General features: G+C 38.7%; 14 protein-coding genes. 1 reads left to right on the forward strand and 13 read right to left on the reverse strand.

Going from position 1 to position 17,346, the window contains the following annotated elements:
* Positions 1-4: 4 nt before the first annotated feature.
* On the reverse strand, positions 5-1,492 hold the full coding sequence (locus tag ACLCDL_RS05445; RefSeq protein ID WP_423147259.1) for an MFS transporter: 1,488 nt from the start codon (positions 1,490-1,492) through the stop codon (positions 5-7).
* Positions 1,493-1,635: 143 nt separating this feature from the next.
* On the opposite strand from ACLCDL_RS05445, the gene ACLCDL_RS05450 reads away from it, so the two are divergent.
* Complete coding sequence (locus ACLCDL_RS05450) at positions 1,636-2,265, forward strand: LysE family translocator (RefSeq protein WP_423147260.1); 630 nt, start codon at positions 1,636-1,638, stop codon at positions 2,263-2,265.
* Positions 2,266-2,278: 13 nt separating this feature from the next.
* Here the strand turns inward: ACLCDL_RS05450 and ACLCDL_RS05455 are convergent, their stop codons facing one another.
* The 12 genes from ACLCDL_RS05455 to bamA all read right to left on the reverse strand — a co-directional run bounded on the left by ACLCDL_RS05455 (position 2,279) and on the right by bamA (position 17,318).
* The gene (locus ACLCDL_RS05455; RefSeq protein ID WP_423147261.1) at positions 2,279-4,183 is read right to left on the reverse strand and encodes an amidophosphoribosyltransferase; all 1,905 of its coding nucleotides are present in this window, start codon (positions 4,181-4,183) and stop codon (positions 2,279-2,281) included.
* Between the two features lie 54 nt (positions 4,184-4,237).
* On the reverse strand, positions 4,238-5,551 hold the full coding sequence (locus ACLCDL_RS05460; RefSeq protein WP_423147262.1) for an ammonium transporter: 1,314 nt from the start codon (positions 5,549-5,551) through the stop codon (positions 4,238-4,240).
* Between the two features lie 107 nt (positions 5,552-5,658).
* Positions 5,659-7,161, reverse strand: a complete 1,503-nt coding sequence (locus ACLCDL_RS05465) for an NADH-quinone oxidoreductase subunit N (RefSeq protein ID WP_423147263.1) — start codon at positions 7,159-7,161, stop codon at positions 5,659-5,661.
* Positions 7,162-7,164: 3 nt separating this feature from the next.
* A complete protein-coding gene (locus ACLCDL_RS05470; RefSeq protein WP_423147264.1) occupies positions 7,165-8,763 on the reverse strand; it encodes a complex I subunit 4 family protein in 1,599 nt (532 codons plus the stop codon).
* On the reverse strand, positions 8,760-10,817 hold the full coding sequence (nuoL, locus tag ACLCDL_RS05475; RefSeq protein ID WP_423147265.1) for an NADH-quinone oxidoreductase subunit L: 2,058 nt from the start codon (positions 10,815-10,817) through the stop codon (positions 8,760-8,762). Before nuoL ends, ACLCDL_RS05470 begins: the two co-directional genes overlap by 4 nt.
* Before the next feature lie 2 nt (positions 10,818-10,819).
* On the reverse strand, positions 10,820-11,125 hold the full coding sequence (gene nuoK / locus ACLCDL_RS05480; protein ID WP_423147266.1) for an NADH-quinone oxidoreductase subunit NuoK: 306 nt from the start codon (positions 11,123-11,125) through the stop codon (positions 10,820-10,822).
* Entirely contained in the window at positions 11,122-11,673 is a 552-nt protein-coding gene (locus tag ACLCDL_RS05485; RefSeq protein WP_423147267.1) for an NADH-quinone oxidoreductase subunit J family protein, read from the reverse strand. The genes nuoK and ACLCDL_RS05485 overlap by 4 nt, the downstream gene beginning before the upstream one ends.
* Complete coding sequence (locus ACLCDL_RS05490) at positions 11,670-12,272, reverse strand: NuoI/complex I 23 kDa subunit family protein (RefSeq protein WP_423147268.1); 603 nt, start codon at positions 12,270-12,272, stop codon at positions 11,670-11,672. Before ACLCDL_RS05490 ends, ACLCDL_RS05485 begins: the two co-directional genes overlap by 4 nt.
* 6 nt (positions 12,273-12,278) lie before the next feature.
* Positions 12,279-13,349, reverse strand: a complete 1,071-nt coding sequence (locus tag ACLCDL_RS05495; protein ID WP_423147269.1) for a complex I subunit 1/NuoH family protein — start codon at positions 13,347-13,349, stop codon at positions 12,279-12,281.
* A 157-nt stretch (positions 13,350-13,506) separates the two neighbouring features.
* Positions 13,507-14,082: an OmpH/Skp family outer membrane protein gene (locus tag ACLCDL_RS05500; protein ID WP_423147270.1), complete on the reverse strand. Its 576-nt coding sequence runs from the start codon at positions 14,080-14,082 to the stop codon at positions 13,507-13,509.
* A gap of 145 nt (positions 14,083-14,227) precedes the next feature.
* On the reverse strand, positions 14,228-14,761 hold the full coding sequence (locus ACLCDL_RS05505) for an OmpH/Skp family outer membrane protein (RefSeq protein ID WP_423147271.1): 534 nt from the start codon (positions 14,759-14,761) through the stop codon (positions 14,228-14,230).
* 7 nt (positions 14,762-14,768) lie between these two features.
* Positions 14,769-17,318 carry an outer membrane protein assembly factor BamA gene (gene bamA / locus ACLCDL_RS05510; RefSeq protein ID WP_423147272.1) on the reverse strand — a complete coding sequence of 850 codons (2,550 nt, stop codon included), beginning with the start codon at positions 17,316-17,318 and terminating at the stop codon, positions 14,769-14,771.
* Between the last annotated feature and the right edge of the window lie 28 nt (positions 17,319-17,346).

Raw genomic sequence — 17,346 nt, forward strand, 5'->3', positions numbered from 1 at the left:
CTTTTTAATGTCCTCCTGCAGCCTCTGCATTTTCAAAGTCAACTCCCTGACGGCGTAAAATGCCACTCACTCTCCAAGCGTAAAATGCCAGGTAAACAAAGCAGGCTACACCTACAAAATAAGAATATTTTATTCCCAATATATCCTCTGAAGCCACATAGCCCTGTAACAAACTAATAATACCGCCACCCATAATCATCATGATCAGGAAACTTGCTCCTTCATTGGTATGTTTTCCTAATCCTGCAATTGCCAGGGTATAAATACAAGGCCACAGGGTAGAACAGAAAAGGCCTACGCTGATAAAGGCAAAAACACTTACCATTCCGGTTGAAAAGATTCCGATACACAACGCGGTTATTGCTAACAAAGAGAATATGAGCAGCTGTTTGGCCGGGTTTCCTTTACTTGCCAGATCCGCGAAGATTAGTACTAAAATGATAGCAGCATAAACAAAGAAAGGCGTTATATCATGGTTTGCCAGCTTATTTACAATCAGAAATACATAAAAAGCAACGTAAGGAATGATAAAACGAAGAATTCCCTTGATTCCGGAACTCAAATCAAATGCACCGATAGAACTTGTCCAGCGGCCTATCATCAAACTTGCCCAGAACAAAGAAACGAAGGGAGCAATATTTTCTGTAGGAACGTGCAACTCGTGGCGCATATATTCAGGAAGGTTACTGGCAGTTGATACTTCTACGCCTACATATAAAAATATGGCGATCATACCCATTAATAACTGCGTATATCCTAAAGCTGATTTTTTAGATTTCCCTTCAGTAGGATGAACCTCCGTTGAAACATCGGTAGGAGAACTGATAGCTGTATCTTCCTCGTTCATTATTTTATCCGGAAGATTAGATATCTTGAAAATAAAAGCAACCAGAATGAATAAAGCACCCAAAACCAGGTAAGGGGTTTTTACAGCCTCTATACTGGCAACATTGGCAACTCCGTCTGAACTTACGGTTCCAAAAATCGCCAAACTTACAATTACAGGCCCGATAGTAGTCCCAAAATTATTAACCCCGCCCGCAAGGCTTAAGCGCTGTGAACCTTTACGCGGATCTCCTAACAATAAAGCCAGTGTATTTGCAGCCGTTTGCTGAAGTGAAAATCCAAGACCAACAATGAATAAACCGGTTATCATTAACGAAAAAGATGCCGTTTGCGCAGCCGGATAAAACAATAAAGTTCCAATAGCAGAAATACCCAAACCGAGGGCAATTCCATTCTTGTAACCCATTTTATTCAAAATATCTCCACCGCTTATCTTTGAAACGAAGAAATAAATAATAGACCCTACTGTATAAGCTACATAAAATGCAAAGGAAATCATTTGCGACTGCCATTGCTCCAGATGAAGTTTTTCTTTAAAAACCGGGATCAGGATATCGTTACTGGCTGCAACGAAACCCCAAAAGAAGAATACCATTACCAAGGTATACATCCCGGAAGCATAATTTTTTTGATCGTTCTGTGGCATTTGTTTGTTTAAGTTTAAATGGTCGGCTAACTTAGGGATTTTTTTATAATCTTTAAAGGTCGGTTAACATTTTATCAAAGAGCGTAAATCGTCTTTTTTTTACTCCAAAAAACGCATATTCGCAGTAATTGGATGGTATTACAATGATTGAGTCTATAATTTCTGGAATTGGGTTGGGAATCGTTCTTTCATTTGTTACAGGACCGGTTTTTTTCGCTCTAATAAAAACAAGCATTGAAAAAGGCTTTTATGCGGGATTATCGCTGGCAGGAGGCGTTTTTCTAAGCGATTTGTTTTACGTAGCCTTAAGCATATACGGCTCTTCCTTTATGGCATTCGAAAACAAATTTCGGCTTCCCATCGGAATTGCCGGAAGTGTTGTTTTACTATCGATTGGCATTTATTATCTTTTCAAGAAAGTTAAAATCAATTATAAGGAAACAACCTCACGAAAGCACAATACCGGTTACTTTTTTAAGGGATTTTTGATGTGCATTTTGAATCCAAGCCTGCTGCTTTACTGGATAAGTGTTACGAGTGGTATTATTTCGGTAAGAGGCCAGTTAGATCCTGATTATATTATACCTTTTTTCGGGTCCATTTTATTAACTCAATTTAGTACCGATGCTTTGAAAGCATACTATGCAAATAAATTACGGTATCGAATTAAAGAAACTACCATTATAAAACTCAATAAAATAGCCGGATCGCTTATTATTATTTTCGCAATCCGGCTGATTTATAGTCTAATTTTTTCTAATTCGATTTTATAATGCTCTTTTGCTCTTACAAGTACGCCCGTTGATTTTTACCTTCCTTCCAGTTCATGAAAGCTTTATTCACCACCCGGTTTCCGCCCGGAGTAGGATAATTTCCTGAGAAGTACCAGTCGCCGGAATGATTAGGGCAGGCTTTATGCAAGTTCTCCAGCGTTTGATAAATAACCTGTACTTCTGCCGTAATTTCTTTTGGAGTTATAATCTCAGCTATTCTTTTCGATATTTCTTCGTCGGTAAAAGGTTCGTAAATCGCTTTTACAAAATTTGCGCTTTTATCATTTTTTGTAATTACAGATTCTTTACACTTCTGATACGTTTCTTCAATAATATGTGCCAGTCCTCGTTCTTTAAGCAATGAAATTGCCGCTTCAAATGCAACAAACTCACCCATTCGAGACATATCAATACCATAACAATCAGGATAGCGAATTTGAGGTGCAGATGAAACAATGATAATCTTTTTGGGCCCTAAGCGGTCCAGTATTTTAAGAATACTTTGTTTTAACGTGGTTCCCCTTACAATGGAGTCATCAATAACTACAATCGTATCCTGATCTTTCTTTATTAAACCGTAGGTGGTATCGTATACATGCGATACCATGTCCTGCCGATCGGCATCCTGTGTTATAAAAGTCCGAAGCTTAACATCTTTAATTGCCAGTTTTTCAACTCTTGGCGCCAGATTCAGCATTTCTTCCAGTTCAATATCCGAAATTTTATCGCTTCTTTTCAGCAGCGTTTCTTTCTGCAGATCTTTAATATGCTTGTGAACTCCTTCCACTAAACCATAAAAAGCTATTTCGGCAGTATTCGGAATAAAAGAAAAAACGGTATTCTTCAGATCATTATTTACTGCTTCAAATATTTGTTCGCACAGCAAACGCCCCAGCTGCTTACGCTCCCGGTAAATGGCGGCGTCACTCCCCTTAGAGAAATATATTCTTTCAAACGAGCATGATCTTTTTTCTTCAGGCTCCCGGAACATTTCCTCTTTCACCTCACCGTTTTTCTTTACAATGAGTGCATGGCCCGGTTTTATTTCAGCTATCTTATCGAATGGAATATTAAAAGCTGTCTGAATAGCCGGACGTTCGGATGTTACTACAACGATCTCATCATCGCAGTAATAAAATGCGGGACGTATTCCAGCCGGATCACGCATAACGAAAGCGTCGCCGTGCCCCAGAATACCGCAAATGGTATAGCCACCATCCCAGGTTTTCGCTGACCTGCGAAGTATCTTAGCTACATCCAGTTCATCAGCAATTAAATGGCTAATTTCGGCGTTCTGATGGCCTTCCAGTTTAAATTTATCAAAAAGTTCCTGGTTTTCAGAATCAAGAAAATGCCCTATTTTTTCGAGAACTGTAACAGTGTCTGCTTTTTCTTTCGGATGCTGGCCTAATTCATATAACTGTTCAAGCAACTCATCTACATTCGTCATGTTGAAGTTACCTGCAATTACAAGGTTACGCGACATCCAATTATTTTGACGCAGGAAAGGATGGCAGTTTTCAATACTATTTTTTCCATGGGTACCATACCGAAGATGGCCCATCAGCACTTCTCCCGTAAAACTGATATTTTCCTTAAGCCACTCGGCATCATTTAAAAGATCGGGAGAATTAGCCTGAACTTCTGCAAACTTTCTTTGTACATATTCGAAAATTTCAGCAACTGCGTTAGATCCCATTACCCGGTAACGGCTTATATAACGGTTTCCAGGTTTTACATTTAACTTAATGGTTGCTATACCTGCCCCGTCCTGTCCCCTGTTATGCTGTTTCTCCATTAAAAGATACAACTTATTCAATCCAAAAAGGGCGGTTCCGTATTTTTTCTGATAATATGATAAGGGTTTTAAGAGACGGATAAATGCGATTCCGCATTCATGTTTTATTGCTTCACTCATGCCTGATTATGAGCATGCAAAATTAAAGTTTTTATCCTGAATTGATAAGATATCTTAAAGTTTTTCATTGTGCTGACTTAAGTCGAGACCAATGTGTTCTTCCTCTTCGGAAACACGTAAGGGAGAAATCATATCTGTAACCTTAAGCAACAAAAGAGAGCCTAAAAAAGCAAAGGCCGAAACGCCTATCATTGCCAGCGTTTGCGTTATAAACAAATTATATTCACCAAAAATAAGACCGTTGCCCGCAGCATTTGCGGGATTGATTGCTTTATTTGCAAAGACACCTGTTAAGAACATGCCAACAAGGCCTCCAACACCATGACATGGGAATACATCCAGCGTGTCATCAATTGAAGTACGGGTACGCCAGTCAACAACCAGGTTAGAAATTATAGATGCAGCTACACCTATTACCAGTGAGTGGGGAATAGTTACAAATCCTGCTGCCGGTGTAATAGCAACAAGCCCGACTACTGCTCCAATACAAGTTCCCATAGCTGAAGGTTTTCGTCCTTTTATAGCATCAAAAAATATCCATGCCAGAGCGGCTGCCGCTGATGCAGTAGAGGTTGTAGCCAAAGCAGTAGCAGCAAGCTGGTTAGCAGCAAATGCAGAACCGGCATTAAAGCCAAACCAGCCAAACCATAACAATCCGGTACCCAGCATTACATAGGTAATTCTTGCGGGAGAATGACTCATCTCATTCCTCCCTTTCAGATATATCGCGGAAGCTAAAGCTGCCCATCCTGCAGACATATGAACCACTGTTCCGCCTGCAAAATCAAGCACTCCAAATTTTGCAAGTAACCCTTCAGGATGCCAGGTAGAATGTGCCAGTGGTGCATAAATAAAAACAAAGAAGAGGCAAATAAACAGCACATATGATATGAATCGTATACGTTCTGCAAATGCTCCTGTTATTAAGGCCGGTGTTATTATTGCAAATTTTAACTGATACATGGCAAAAACTATGAGCGGAATTGTGGGAGCTAATTTCCAGGGAGTACCATCAATAACGCCTTTCATCATAAAAAACTGAGCCGGATTACCATATATCCCGTTAACGCTATCACCAAAAGTCAAACTAAAACCAAACACTACCCATATTACCGTTACAACAACCATACACACAAAGCTTTGCAGCATAGTAGAAATTACGTTTTTCTTGTTCACCATACCCCCATAGAAAAAAGCGAGCCCCGGCGTCATAATCAGAACAAGTGCTGTAGACATCAACATCCAGGCTGTATCAGCAGCATTAATATTTTGAGAAACTGATTTATGAGGTATAGATGGGAATAAAAGTCCTAAAACCACAATAATCATTAATAGAACAAAAGGATATCGTGATAATTTCTTCGCCATCTTAAAAATAAATTAAAACCAACCGCAAATATCTTTGAAATTGAATGCGAAACTATAAAAAAACAAGAAAAACAAGCACGTTTATCTTTATAATAAAGACAAAAAAATTATTTAGAAATAAAATTAGTGATAAATGAAGGGAAAATACCTATAAATATTAAAAAAACTGCGAGAACAAAAGCAAAATAACTCAGATTCGAATTAGAAACTGAAATTTCAGAAGAAACACTCCGAAGATAAGCATTTAAAGGAATCTTAAAATAATAGAACAGGGAAACAAGGGTTGTTACAGCCCCTGTAATCATTAATATAAGTATAATTACAGAAGCAGTAGCATTGTACTGCTGCAATGCCGCAGAAAAAACAAGAAACTTAGCTATAAATCCCCCCGTAGGCGGCAAGCCTGTTAATGAAATTAAAATCAGTATAAAACTAAAAAACTGAAGCGGCATGTATTTACCCAAACCCTGATATTGGCTGATCTCTGTAGCACCTGTTTGTTCTTCTATGTCATTTGCCAGCATGAAAGCCGCCATATTCATTACAGCATAGACGAATAAGTATATCAAAACTGCCTCGAGGTTAGGTTTTGAAAGATTTTGAAGGCCCATTAAAATAAAACCAGTATGCCCTATTGAAGAATAAGCCAGCATTCTTTTGACATTATTTTGCAATAAGGCAGAGAAATTGCCTACGATCATTGTGATAAAGGATACTAGAGCAAGTACGATATTAAAATTAAATGCAAGATTATCTATCGCTGCCTCCGAGGACTGAAAAGCCATTAAAAAGCGAATAAGAATAGCGAATCCTGCAATTTTAGGTGATGTAGAAAGGAATGCCGTTACCGGAGTTGGAGCTCCCTGGTACACATCAGGGCTCCAGAAATGAAGAGGTACAAAGGAAAGCTTAAATCCAATACCAATTAAAATTAATGTAATTGCAACTCCGGAACTTGTTGCAGGTACTTTACTTAAATTTTCTATAAACTGAGGCTCAAAAATGGTTATTCCACCGGTAAAAGCATAAATAAGCGAAATACCATAGAGCATGACTGCTGAACAAACAGAACCAAAGAGGACGTATTTCATGGCAGCTTCCGACTGTAGCTTCTCTCCTGACACATATCCTACCATAAGATAAGATCCAATGGAAACCATTTCTATTGAAATGTAGATCATCAGCAAGCTGGAAGACATAGCCATCAAATGAAGCCCTAACTGCACCGCAAGTAAAATAGAATACAAATCGCCAATTCCCTTCTCATGTGTCTGCAACCTTTTACTTGTATCAATAAAAAACACAAATAATACCGATACAAAGCAAAAGATCAGCTTAAAAAATACACCCAGTTTATCAAGTGAAAGTGACGAATTGAAAAGAAAAACAGGTTTAGAAACAAGTTCAAGCTGATTATAGCTAAAATACCCCGTAATGCAAACAGCTAATAACACTACAGAAAAAAGCAGATTCGATTTCTTCTTCACAAAGAGGTCAAGTACAATAACAACCAGAAATGAAACAATTAATACCAGTTCGGGCAAAAAGTAACTTATACCTGCAAGAATATTATTTAGTGACTGAGAAATATCTGTTAAAAGACTGTTCATGGATTATTTCTGAAGCACCAGTTTAACGAGTTCAACGACTGAGGTATTCATTTTATCAAAGGCCAGGGAAGGAAAAACTCCTAAAATAAGGGCCATAATAGTTAAAGGAAGCAACGCAATAGTTTCTCTAAAATTTATGTCTGTCAATTTCAATCGCCATTCTTCTCCTCCCATTAAACGGGCCTGGCCAAAAAACATTCGCTGCAACGTCCATAATAAATATGCAGCCCCAAGTAAAATGCCAACAGATCCGCAAACGGCCATCCATCTCGGTATTAATCCATTTACAGATGAAGAGTTAAATGCTCCTATTAAGCTAAATGCTTCGGCTATAAATGCAGAAAAGCCGGGCAAACCTAACGAAGCGAAAAACGCGATCATTACAAAAGCAGCATATCGGGGCATAATTAAAGCTAATCCCCGGAAATTATAAATATCACGGTCGTGAACACGTGTATAAATTACCCCTACCAGGAAAAATAGCATAGAAGATAAGAAACCGTGACTTATCATTTGCATCATAGCGCCACTTACTCCTTCCGCTGTCATGGATGCAATGCCAAGCAATACAAAACCCATGTGCGAAACGGAAGAATAAGCGATCAGTCGCTTGAGATCCGTTTGCGCCAATGCATTTAAGGCCCCATAAATAATAGAAACAACTCCAATCAGTCCTACCCAAAAGGAAGACTGGACAGCTACATCGGGAAAAATGCTATAACAAACGCGAAGTATCCCATACCCTCCTATTTTTAAAAGTATCCCCGCAAGGATAATAGAAACGGGTGTAGGTGCCTCAACGTGTGCGTCCGGCAACCAGGTATGAAGAGGCACAATTGGAACTTTGATGGCAAATGCTATAAAAAGCACAATAAAAGCAAGTACACGGGCTGATATTCCGAAAAGCTGCTGATTGGCAATTTCAGAAAATATTGATCCGTTAACATAATTAGCCGGATCCATCATGTGGATCATGCTGAACGTATGGTTACCTGTAACCGGATCGGTAACAGAAAAATACAATCCGACCATTACCAGCAGCATAAAAACAGAGCCGAATAGTGTATATAAAAAGAATTTGATGGCTGCATATTCTCTGCGTACACCGCCCCACATACCAATTAAAAAATACAAAGGAAGCAGCATTAACTCGTAAAAAATATAGAACAGGAAAAAATCGAGTGCAGTGAATACACCCATTACAGCCATGTTAAGTAACAACAGTAAAGAGAAGTAGCCTTTCAAATTATCCTTTATTTCCCATGAAGAGAGAACGGCTACCAGCATAATCAGCGAAGTGAGGAACAAAAAGGGCATTGACAAACCGTCTATGCCTACAAAGTAATCTATCTGAAGCTTTCCTAAATTTCCAAGATCAAGCCCTATCCAATGCAGTTTTTCAACCAGCTGAAAACCGGCCTCTTTATTAACTCCTGCGGCTTTTGCATCGAACCGGCTATAGATAAAACAACTGATAAGCAGCTGCACAACACTTACACCCAGCGCAACGTATTTATAGGTTTTATCTAATGCTTTAGGCAACGCCAGTATCAGAAATGCTGCCAGCAGGGGAAGAAATATCAGAACAGAGAGCACACTCATAGCGCCGGACTAAAATATTTAATAATAAAAAAAGTTAAAACTACTAAAAGCATTGTAATCAAATAATGCTGCAGGCTGCCTGTCTGGAAATGGCGGGTAAAAGTTCCTACACGCTTTGCCAGAGACCCCGAACCATTTACTGCTCCATCCACTATATAACAATCTATCCAGGCAGCAATAGCAGAAAAAGTCCTCCCGATTTTTCCAATCAAATCTACAATCCCATCCACAATAATCCGATCGAATTTATAACACAATCGCGAAAGCAATAATACACCCGACACGAAAACCGTATTATATAATTCATTAATGTACCATTGATTTTTCAGAAAGCCTTTCAGAGATGAATCAGCAGTCAATGCCAGTTTTCCACGTTTTACATATAAAATGTAGGTAGAATAAATTACAATAATACTTAACAGGTTTACAAAAGCCGGAATAATAGTGTGGAATATATTTACCCTTTCCATACTTTCCAATACCGGTAAGCCCTTTAACAGCCATGAATCTTCAAATAATAAAGGATTAAAAGCAAAAAGCGGATAAAGACAGCAAACAGCTAAAATAATAAGAGGGATAATCATTTGTTTTGGCGACTCGTGCACTGTTGAGTTTAGATTAAAGCGCTCATTGAAACGAAAATTCCCGAAAAAGACCTTAAAAATTAAACGGGAAATATAAAAAGCAGTAAGCCATGACGTAAACAGTGCCAGATACGGGATGATCTTAAAAACACCCGATTGAGGAACAGACCATTCAAAAGACTGAATAAGAATAGCATCTTTAGACAAGTATCCGGATGTAAGAGGCAAACCTGCAAGAGCCAGCGAAGCAATAAGCATGGTAACAAAAGTTACCGGCATTTGCTTTCTTAAGCCACCCATATTCCTGATATCCTGGTGATCAAAATCAAGGCGAGTGCTTTCTTTTACATGCTGCATCTCGTGAATTACAGATCCTGCTGCAAGAAATAAAAGACATTTAAAAAAAGCATGAGTAGTTAAATGAAAAATACCGGCACCATAAGCACCTATACCCATGGCCAGCATCATGAAGCCTAACTGCGAAATGGTTGAAAATGCAAGGATCTTTTTTATATCATTTTGAACCAGGGCAATAGTAGCCGCCATAAAAGCTGTAAAGCAGCCTATAACAGTTATTACCTTTAATATTACAGGATCGAATACCGGATAAATACGTGCTACTAAAAAAACGCCCGCAGCAACCATCGTAGCGGCATGAATGAGAGAAGAAACAGCTGTGGGACCTTCCATTGCATCCGGCAGCCAGGTGTGAAGAGGAAACTGAGCAGACTTAGCAACTGCACCAAAAAACAAAGCACCACCGGCAGCAGTTACCCAGATTTCCGGCATTGAATTGACAGTACTTGACCAGATTCCATTTGCTACAACCGCCTGCTTAACAAGCCCTGTATCTGAAAATAATTCCCTGATATCAAGTGTATGGAATTGTGAAAGCAGGATCATAATTCCAATAAGGAAGCCTAAATCACCAATTCTGTTAACAATAAACGCTTTCTTATTAGCCTGAACGGCAGTTTCTTTAGTAAACCAAAATCCGATAAGAAGATAAGACGAAAATCCGACGAGCTCCCAGAACATATAAACAAGCAACAGATTGCTTGTTATTACCAGGGCCATCATTGAAAAACAGAACAAACCCAGGTAAGCCCAGTAACGATGAAGATAGGGATCGTTCTTCATGTACTGAAGAGAGTAAATATGAACTAATAAAGCAATACCGGGAATAAGTATCAGCATCAGGGCAGAAAGGTTATTCAAATAGATACCTGCTGTTATCTTAACCTGACCGATTGTAACCCAATCTATATTTTGATGTACACTTTCCTTGTTCCAGATATTAAAAAATATTAAAGACGCAAGGATAAAACTAATAGAGATGGACAGGATAGCTAAAAAAGCTCCTTTTCCCGGCCTGGAAAAGAATAATATCAGCAGAAAGGAAAGGAGTGGCAAAACTGCTGCAATCAGTGCAAGTATGCTCAATTCATTTTGAGTAAATAGTTCTTCCAAGTCTAATCTCTTAAATTATCAATTTTAGTAGGATCAATCGTTTTATACTGTTTATATACATTTAAAATAATTGCCAAAGCTACAGCGACACCCGCAGCAGCAAGCACAATAGCAAATAATGCAAATATTTGTCCGCCTGTATTTGTTTTATCATACCTGCTAAATGCAACCAGATTTAATACAGCCGCGTTTATAATAAATTCTATCCCGATAAGAATATACAAAGCATTTCTTTTTGTAAGTACAGCATAAATCCCGATACAAAACAGAGCAGCGCTTATAAACATGAAATGCGACAATGATATCATAATCTGTGTTCCTTTCTGGCAATATGTGCAGCTCCTATTAAGGCCATTAACAAGAGAACCGATACAATCTCAAAAGGTAAAAGATATTTTGTCATCAGGTTGATACCTAATTGATGCACGGTATTATCGGTAGGCTTAAGGATATTGTTTTCAGAAGCGGCATTTATCCAGCTTAAGCCAGAAATATCAGCATCAATAATAACCCGGACTAATATCAGCAGAAAAAGCAATGCTACTAGTATCCCGGGCATATGGCGCAACCGCACAGCTTTTACTTTAAGCAGTTGCAGATCATTTAACAATTCTTTATTCGATAACAAAAAAGCAAAAAGCATGAGTACAAGTACTCCGCCAACGTATATTACAACTTGTGTAATTGCTACAAAATCGGCCAGGGCGAATACATATAAGCCTGCCAGTGAAAACAAAGTAACAAAAAAAAGAAAGATAGAACGCACCAGGTTATTACTGCTTACCACCATCAGTGCAGAACTAATAGCAAGAATGCCTAAAACATAAAAAGATAGCGACTCTAAAGGAATGTTCATTCGTCTTTTTTTGTTTGTTGCGAAGATTTCAATGCCGCTTCTTTAGCTGCCTTACGCTCTTCCATTTGTTTCTCAAGTGCCCTTCTTTTCTCTTCTGCTTCTTCAGGGCTCATATCAGAAAACTGGTAAATCAAATCACGTACGTTTGCAACGCTTCGGTCGTAAGTATTGGTCATGGTAATGCACTCTGTAGGACATACTACGGTACAGAGCCCGCAGTAAAGGCATTTGGCCATATCAATATCAAACTTTGCGGCATACAGACGTTTAGTAGTACCATCCGAAGTCTGTCCTATTGCTTCTGTTGCTTTTATGCTTTCAATTTCTATACAATCTACAGGACAAATCTTCGCACAGAGATCGCACACAATACAATCGTCGATTTCCACATCCAACTGGTACCTTCCAACTTCCGGGACGGGTATTTTTTGAGCGGGATATTGAACTGTAACAATCCCCTCCTGCTGAGCAAAATAATTATCGCTTTGTATTCCTTTAATTTCGCGGCTTTTTCTTGCAGAAAAAAGGTGCTTCATGGTAAGCATTAACCCTTTCCATGCAGTTACAAATCCAGAAAAACTTTTCCCAAGAATTCCCATAGCTAATTACATCACCATTAATCTCCAGATGCCTGATATAAGCATGCATCCGAAAGCAAGCGGAGTTAATACTTTCCAGCTAAAATTCATCAACTGATCTACCCTGAATCGCGGCAATGTCCACCTGATCCAGATCTGAACACCTACCACCATCAAAGCTTTTAACATTCCCCAGAAAATGCCCCAACCTATTCCGGTTGTCCAATCGGCCAGCTTAAGCGAGCCAATGTTCGGCAAGGGTGTATTCCAGCCCCCAAGAAACAGCACTACGCCGATCATGCCAACTAAAAACATCATTGAATATTCGGCAAGAAAAACAAAAGCGAAGCGAAGGCCTGAATATTCGACATGAAAACCCGCTACCAATTCAGATTCTGCTTCAGGAATATCAAACGGAGCCCGGTTACATTCAGCAAGCGATGCAATAAAATAAATTATATATGCTATTATTAAATGCGGGGCCTGAAAAACATTCCAGGCAAGAAATCCGCCAACCTTTGATACATCCCAGATTCCGATAAATTTTATTCTTTCCGCAGATAAAATTCCCTGACTTATTGTTATCTCCTGCAGATTCAATGACTGTGAGATCATGATGGCAGAAATAATTGCAATTCCGGCAGGAATCTCATACGAAACGATCTGGGCAATGGATCGCATTGACCCTAAAAGCGCATATTTATTATTTGAACCCCACCCAGCCATTAAAATACCTACAGTTTCTACAGATATAATAGCAAAAATGTAAAAGATCCCAAGATTTAATGAGGACGCCGCTACACCCGGCGCCCATGGCAAAGCTGCAAAACCGAGGTAAACTGAGGCGTAAATAATAACAGGCGCAAAACCAAATAAAATCTTATCAGAAACTGAAGGAACAATGAATTCCTTTTGAAGTAATTTTAAAATATCTGCAAAAGCCTGTAAGGTTCCAAACTTTCCGGTTTCCATAGGCCCAAGCCGATCTTGTATAAAAGCAGATATCTTTCTCTCTGCATATACCGCAAACAAGGCGAAAATAGCAGTGAAAGAAAATAAAACTGCTGCAACAAGTATATATAGCAGATAGAAATTCAATTCATAATCCTTTTTGCAAACTTACATAATAGTCTGCGTTTTATTGCAATATTATACGCAAAAGCGTCGCTATTGTATCATTTTATTCAAATTAAATACAAAACTTTATAAATAAAAAAAGCGGCCCAAAGCCGCTTTCATATATCCTTAAACCTGTTTACTTTTTAGACGCTGCCGGAGCTGCTGAAGTTGTATTAGTTGCAGGAATCCCTAATTTAGCTTTCACAGCAGCTAAAAGATCATCTCCGCCTTCAAAATAAACTACGCCTGGCTGCGAAACGTCAAAAACATAGGCATATCCTTTTTCTTTTGCTACTGCTTTAACCGCGGTTTCTGCTTTGGTAAACACCGGCTGGTATAAAGTGGTACGCTTAGCCTGTAATTCTTCCTGAGCTTTTTGCTGAGTTTCGTCTATTCTTTTTTCCATATCCTGGATCTCGGTTTGCAATGTCTGCAACTCTTTTCCAAGCACTTCTTTATTGGCCTCACTTAATGTTTTGTATTTATCATTAAATGCGGCTATTTTTTTCTGGCGTTCAGCATCCATCTGCTCCAACTGAGTTTGCTTTTGTTTCTGAAAAGTCTGAAAATTTGCATCAGCTGATTTCATTTCAGGCATAGCCTGCAATAATTCTGCTGAATTAATGTGCGCCAACTTTTGCTGAGCATTTACAGTATTCCCTGCTAAAAACAATCCTGCCGCTACTACTGCTACTTTAACTAAATTTTTCATTTTTAATAATCGTGTTTTTTTAACTGTAATAAAGTTACCATGAATGCTGATTTGTCTTATTTTTTAAAAAATCAGGGCTCATGATGATTCCTCTTTTCCTTAATTCAATTGTATATTTTGCAAATTTAAATTTACTACTTTTTTCTTATTCGGCAAAAGTTCCGGGTTTATAACCTAAACGAACAATTACGTCATTGCTTTTATCCAGACGTGAACTTGCATACAACAGTAAGGCCGACTGATTGCTTTTGTCCATGATCACATCCAATTGCTGTCCTTCTGCAACTGCCTGCACTGCTTTAGCTACCCGCTCCTGTATAGGTTGAATCAACCGAACTCTCTCTTTATACAAATCGCCTTCAAAACCAAATTTAATGCGTTGAAATTCTTTAGCAGCCTTTTCCTTTTCTACTATTTCATTCTCTCTTTTCTTTCGTAATTCAGGTGTAAGTAAAACCTGATCTGCCTGGTAAGCTTTGTATAATTTTTCTATCTCCGCAAACCGCGTATCAACTTCTTTCTGCCATTGCTGTGAAAGCGCATCAAGCTGTTTCTGGGCCGAAGAGTATTCGGGAATATGTTTTAGGATATATTCTGTATCCACATAAGCAAACCGCTGCGCAAAAGAGGCAACCGTTGCAAAAAGTATAAATGCGAAAGTTAATACTGCTTTTTTCATGTTCTTCTTAATTAAATCCGCCCATCTGTTGTGCTATACTGAAATGAAACTGGCCTTTGTTTGCATCGGGCAATCCGGGAATTCTGTCGAATCCATAACCATAATCAATACCCAGCAATCCAAATATAGGTAAGAAAACTCTCGCTCCCACACCAACTGACCGCCTTACATTAAAAGGATTAAAATCTTTGAAGGTGTTCCATGTGTTACCTCCTTCGGCAAATGCTAAAAGGTAAATCTTAGCTTGTTGGGTATCTGCTACCGGATGGCGCAATTCTAAAATATATTTACTGTAAATCGGACTTCCCGATTCTCTGGCAATATCAGGATCGGAACCTATTGGTATTACCGAACCGTTTTCATATCCTCTTAACGCTATGATTTCCGAGCTTTTAAGATAATCGAATCCCTGCATTCCGTCACCTCCAAGTTTAAACCGTTCAAACACAGGTTCGGCAGCAGCCGTATTGTACCTTCCCAAAAATCCGAACTGCGACTGGGCTTTTAATACTAATTTCCCGTAAATACGCTGATACCATTGAGCATCAAATTTCATTTTATAATACTCGGTAAATTTATACCGGTCCTTATCTGATGCTGTACGGTAATTGATATTGTTAAACAACGAATACGGAGGAGTAGCCTGTATAGTTAACCGCAGATTTGAACCGCTGGTTGGAAATATCGGCTGATCCAGTGAATTTCTTGAAATCTCCTGGGTTAAGTTGAAGTTATATGAACTTCCGTTCCTGAAATTTACTAAATAGGGGTAATTCTTTAATCGGTATTCCTGTATGTTTATAGAGTGGCTTATCTGGAAATAATCATCTGGCCATTTTAAGCGCTGCCCTAAACTAACTGTAACACCGTTCAGCCTGATCCGGTACAAATTCTCCTCCGGCATGTTATTATAAAAATCGTTGGATTGCAGCGAAGTAAATACACTTACTCCGAAATAAACCGGTTTTTTACCGCCAAGCCATGGTTCTGAAAAAGAGAAACTGTATGATTGATACGCTCTACCGTTTGTTTGCCCACGAATACTCAGCTTTTGGCCATCGCCTTTTGGAAGCGGTTTCCATTCTTTAAAATTGAACAGGTTACGGGCAGAAAAGTTGTTAAACGTTAAACCCAGCGTACCAATAATTCTTCCTCCGCCAAAACCACCTGATAATTCTATCTGATCTGAAGGTTTTTCTGCTACCGTATATTCAATATCAACAGTTCCGTCAGAAGGGTTAGGAATTGGTTTAACATCCGTTTTTGCCTCGTCAAAGTTGCCTAATGTAGCAATCTCACGGGTGGTACGAACTACAGCTTCTTTCGAAAATTTCTGTCCGGGCTTGGTACGGATCTCTCTTCTTACAACTTTATCATTTGTAATATCGTTACCCTTTAAAATTATTTTATTTACCGTGTACTGAGGACCCTCATACATACGAAGTTCTAAGTCAATCGTATCGCCGTAAACTTTTGTCTGTACGGGGTTTACGTTAAATGTAAGATACCCATCGTTTAAATAAAGTGATGAAACATCATCGCCACTCGGCGACCCCCGTAGTTTTTTTTCAAGCTTCTCTTCACTGAAAACATCCCCCTTCTGAATTCCAAGGATAGTTTCCAGAACTTTGGTAGGATATTTTGCATTACCGGCCCATTCAATATTACCGAAATAATACTTCGGACCTTCGTGCAGCTTAATTTTTATATCTACCGTTTTTTTATTGTGAGGAATTATTGTATCACTTAGAATTTCGGCGTCGCGATACCCTTTGGCCTGCATTTTAGTTATCAACCGCTCTTTATCTTCTTCGTATTTCTCACGTAAAAACTTAGGAGTTCCGAAAATCTTATAAAATTCTTTCTGCTTGGTTTTCTTAAAGAACTTACGAAGCTTTCTATCGCTGAAGTTTTTATTTCCTTCAAAAGCAATGCTGTTTACCCGTACTTTTGAATGTTTATCAACGGTAACTTCAAGTACCACGCTATTAGGTTCAGATTCGTCTTTACGCTGTTTGATTTCAACATCCGTAAAGAGGAAGCCTTTCTCTGTAAAAAACTTTTTAATAGTATTCGTAGTAGTGTTGATCAGGTTTTCATTAACGATTTTGCCTGTTTTATCGCTTAATTTCTTTTGGACTTCTTCCTTTTCGCTTTTCTTGAGGCCTTTCAGTTCAATACGTGTTAACCGCGGCCTTTCCACTACATTAATATTGAAGAAAATAGAGTCGCCTCTGATCTCTTTAATGTTTAGCTGAACGTCATCAAATAAACCCTGCGACCATAAATTTTTAATTGCGTTAGATGTAGCATCTCCGGGAACAATAATTTTATCGCCTTTATTTAATTTGGAAATTTGAACAAGGATAGCAGTATCCAGGTATTGCACCCCACTGATACTTGTACCGCCGATGGTAAATTCTTTCGGATTCAGGTAACTTAAGGTATCGGCGGCAGATGTTGTACGCAGCGAGTTGCCCGACTGCGGAAGCCTGATCTGCGCCATTCCAACTGTACCTATAACCAGGAAATATAAAGTAATTAAAAACTTATTCATTTATAAAATTTACGCTGCTAAATTAACT

Source organism: Rubrilithobacter danxiaensis, assembly GCF_047272945.1.
Lineage (GTDB): Bacteria > Bacteroidota > Bacteroidia > Sphingobacteriales > Sphingobacteriaceae > Rubrolithibacter > Rubrolithibacter danxiaensis.

Bases quoted from the DNA above. Each gene is read 5' to 3' on its own strand.
- ACLCDL_RS05445 (WP_423147259.1), bottom strand. From the start codon at position 1,492: ATGCCACAGAACGATCAAAAAAATTATGCTTCCGGGATGTATACCTTG.
- ACLCDL_RS05450 (WP_423147260.1), top strand. From the start codon at position 1,636: ATGATTGAGTCTATAATTTCTGGAATTGGGTTGGGAATCGTTCTTTCA.
- ACLCDL_RS05455 (WP_423147261.1), bottom strand. From the start codon at position 4,183: ATGAGTGAAGCAATAAAACATGAATGCGGAATCGCATTTATCCGTCTC.
- ACLCDL_RS05460 (WP_423147262.1), bottom strand. From the start codon at position 5,551: ATGGCGAAGAAATTATCACGATATCCTTTTGTTCTATTAATGATTATT.
- ACLCDL_RS05465 (WP_423147263.1), bottom strand. From the start codon at position 7,161: ATGAACAGTCTTTTAACAGATATTTCTCAGTCACTAAATAATATTCTT.
- ACLCDL_RS05470 (WP_423147264.1), bottom strand. From the start codon at position 8,763: ATGAGTGTGCTCTCTGTTCTGATATTTCTTCCCCTGCTGGCAGCATTT.
- nuoK (WP_423147266.1), bottom strand. From the start codon at position 11,125: ATGATATCATTGTCGCATTTCATGTTTATAAGCGCTGCTCTGTTTTGT.
- ACLCDL_RS05485 (WP_423147267.1), bottom strand. From the start codon at position 11,673: ATGAACATTCCTTTAGAGTCGCTATCTTTTTATGTTTTAGGCATTCTT.
- ACLCDL_RS05490 (WP_423147268.1), bottom strand. From the start codon at position 12,272: ATGGGAATTCTTGGGAAAAGTTTTTCTGGATTTGTAACTGCATGGAAA.
- ACLCDL_RS05500 (WP_423147270.1), bottom strand. From the start codon at position 14,082: ATGAAAAATTTAGTTAAAGTAGCAGTAGTAGCGGCAGGATTGTTTTTA.
- ACLCDL_RS05505 (WP_423147271.1), bottom strand. From the start codon at position 14,761: ATGAAAAAAGCAGTATTAACTTTCGCATTTATACTTTTTGCAACGGTT.
- bamA (WP_423147272.1), bottom strand. From the start codon at position 17,318: ATGAATAAGTTTTTAATTACTTTATATTTCCTGGTTATAGGTACAGTT.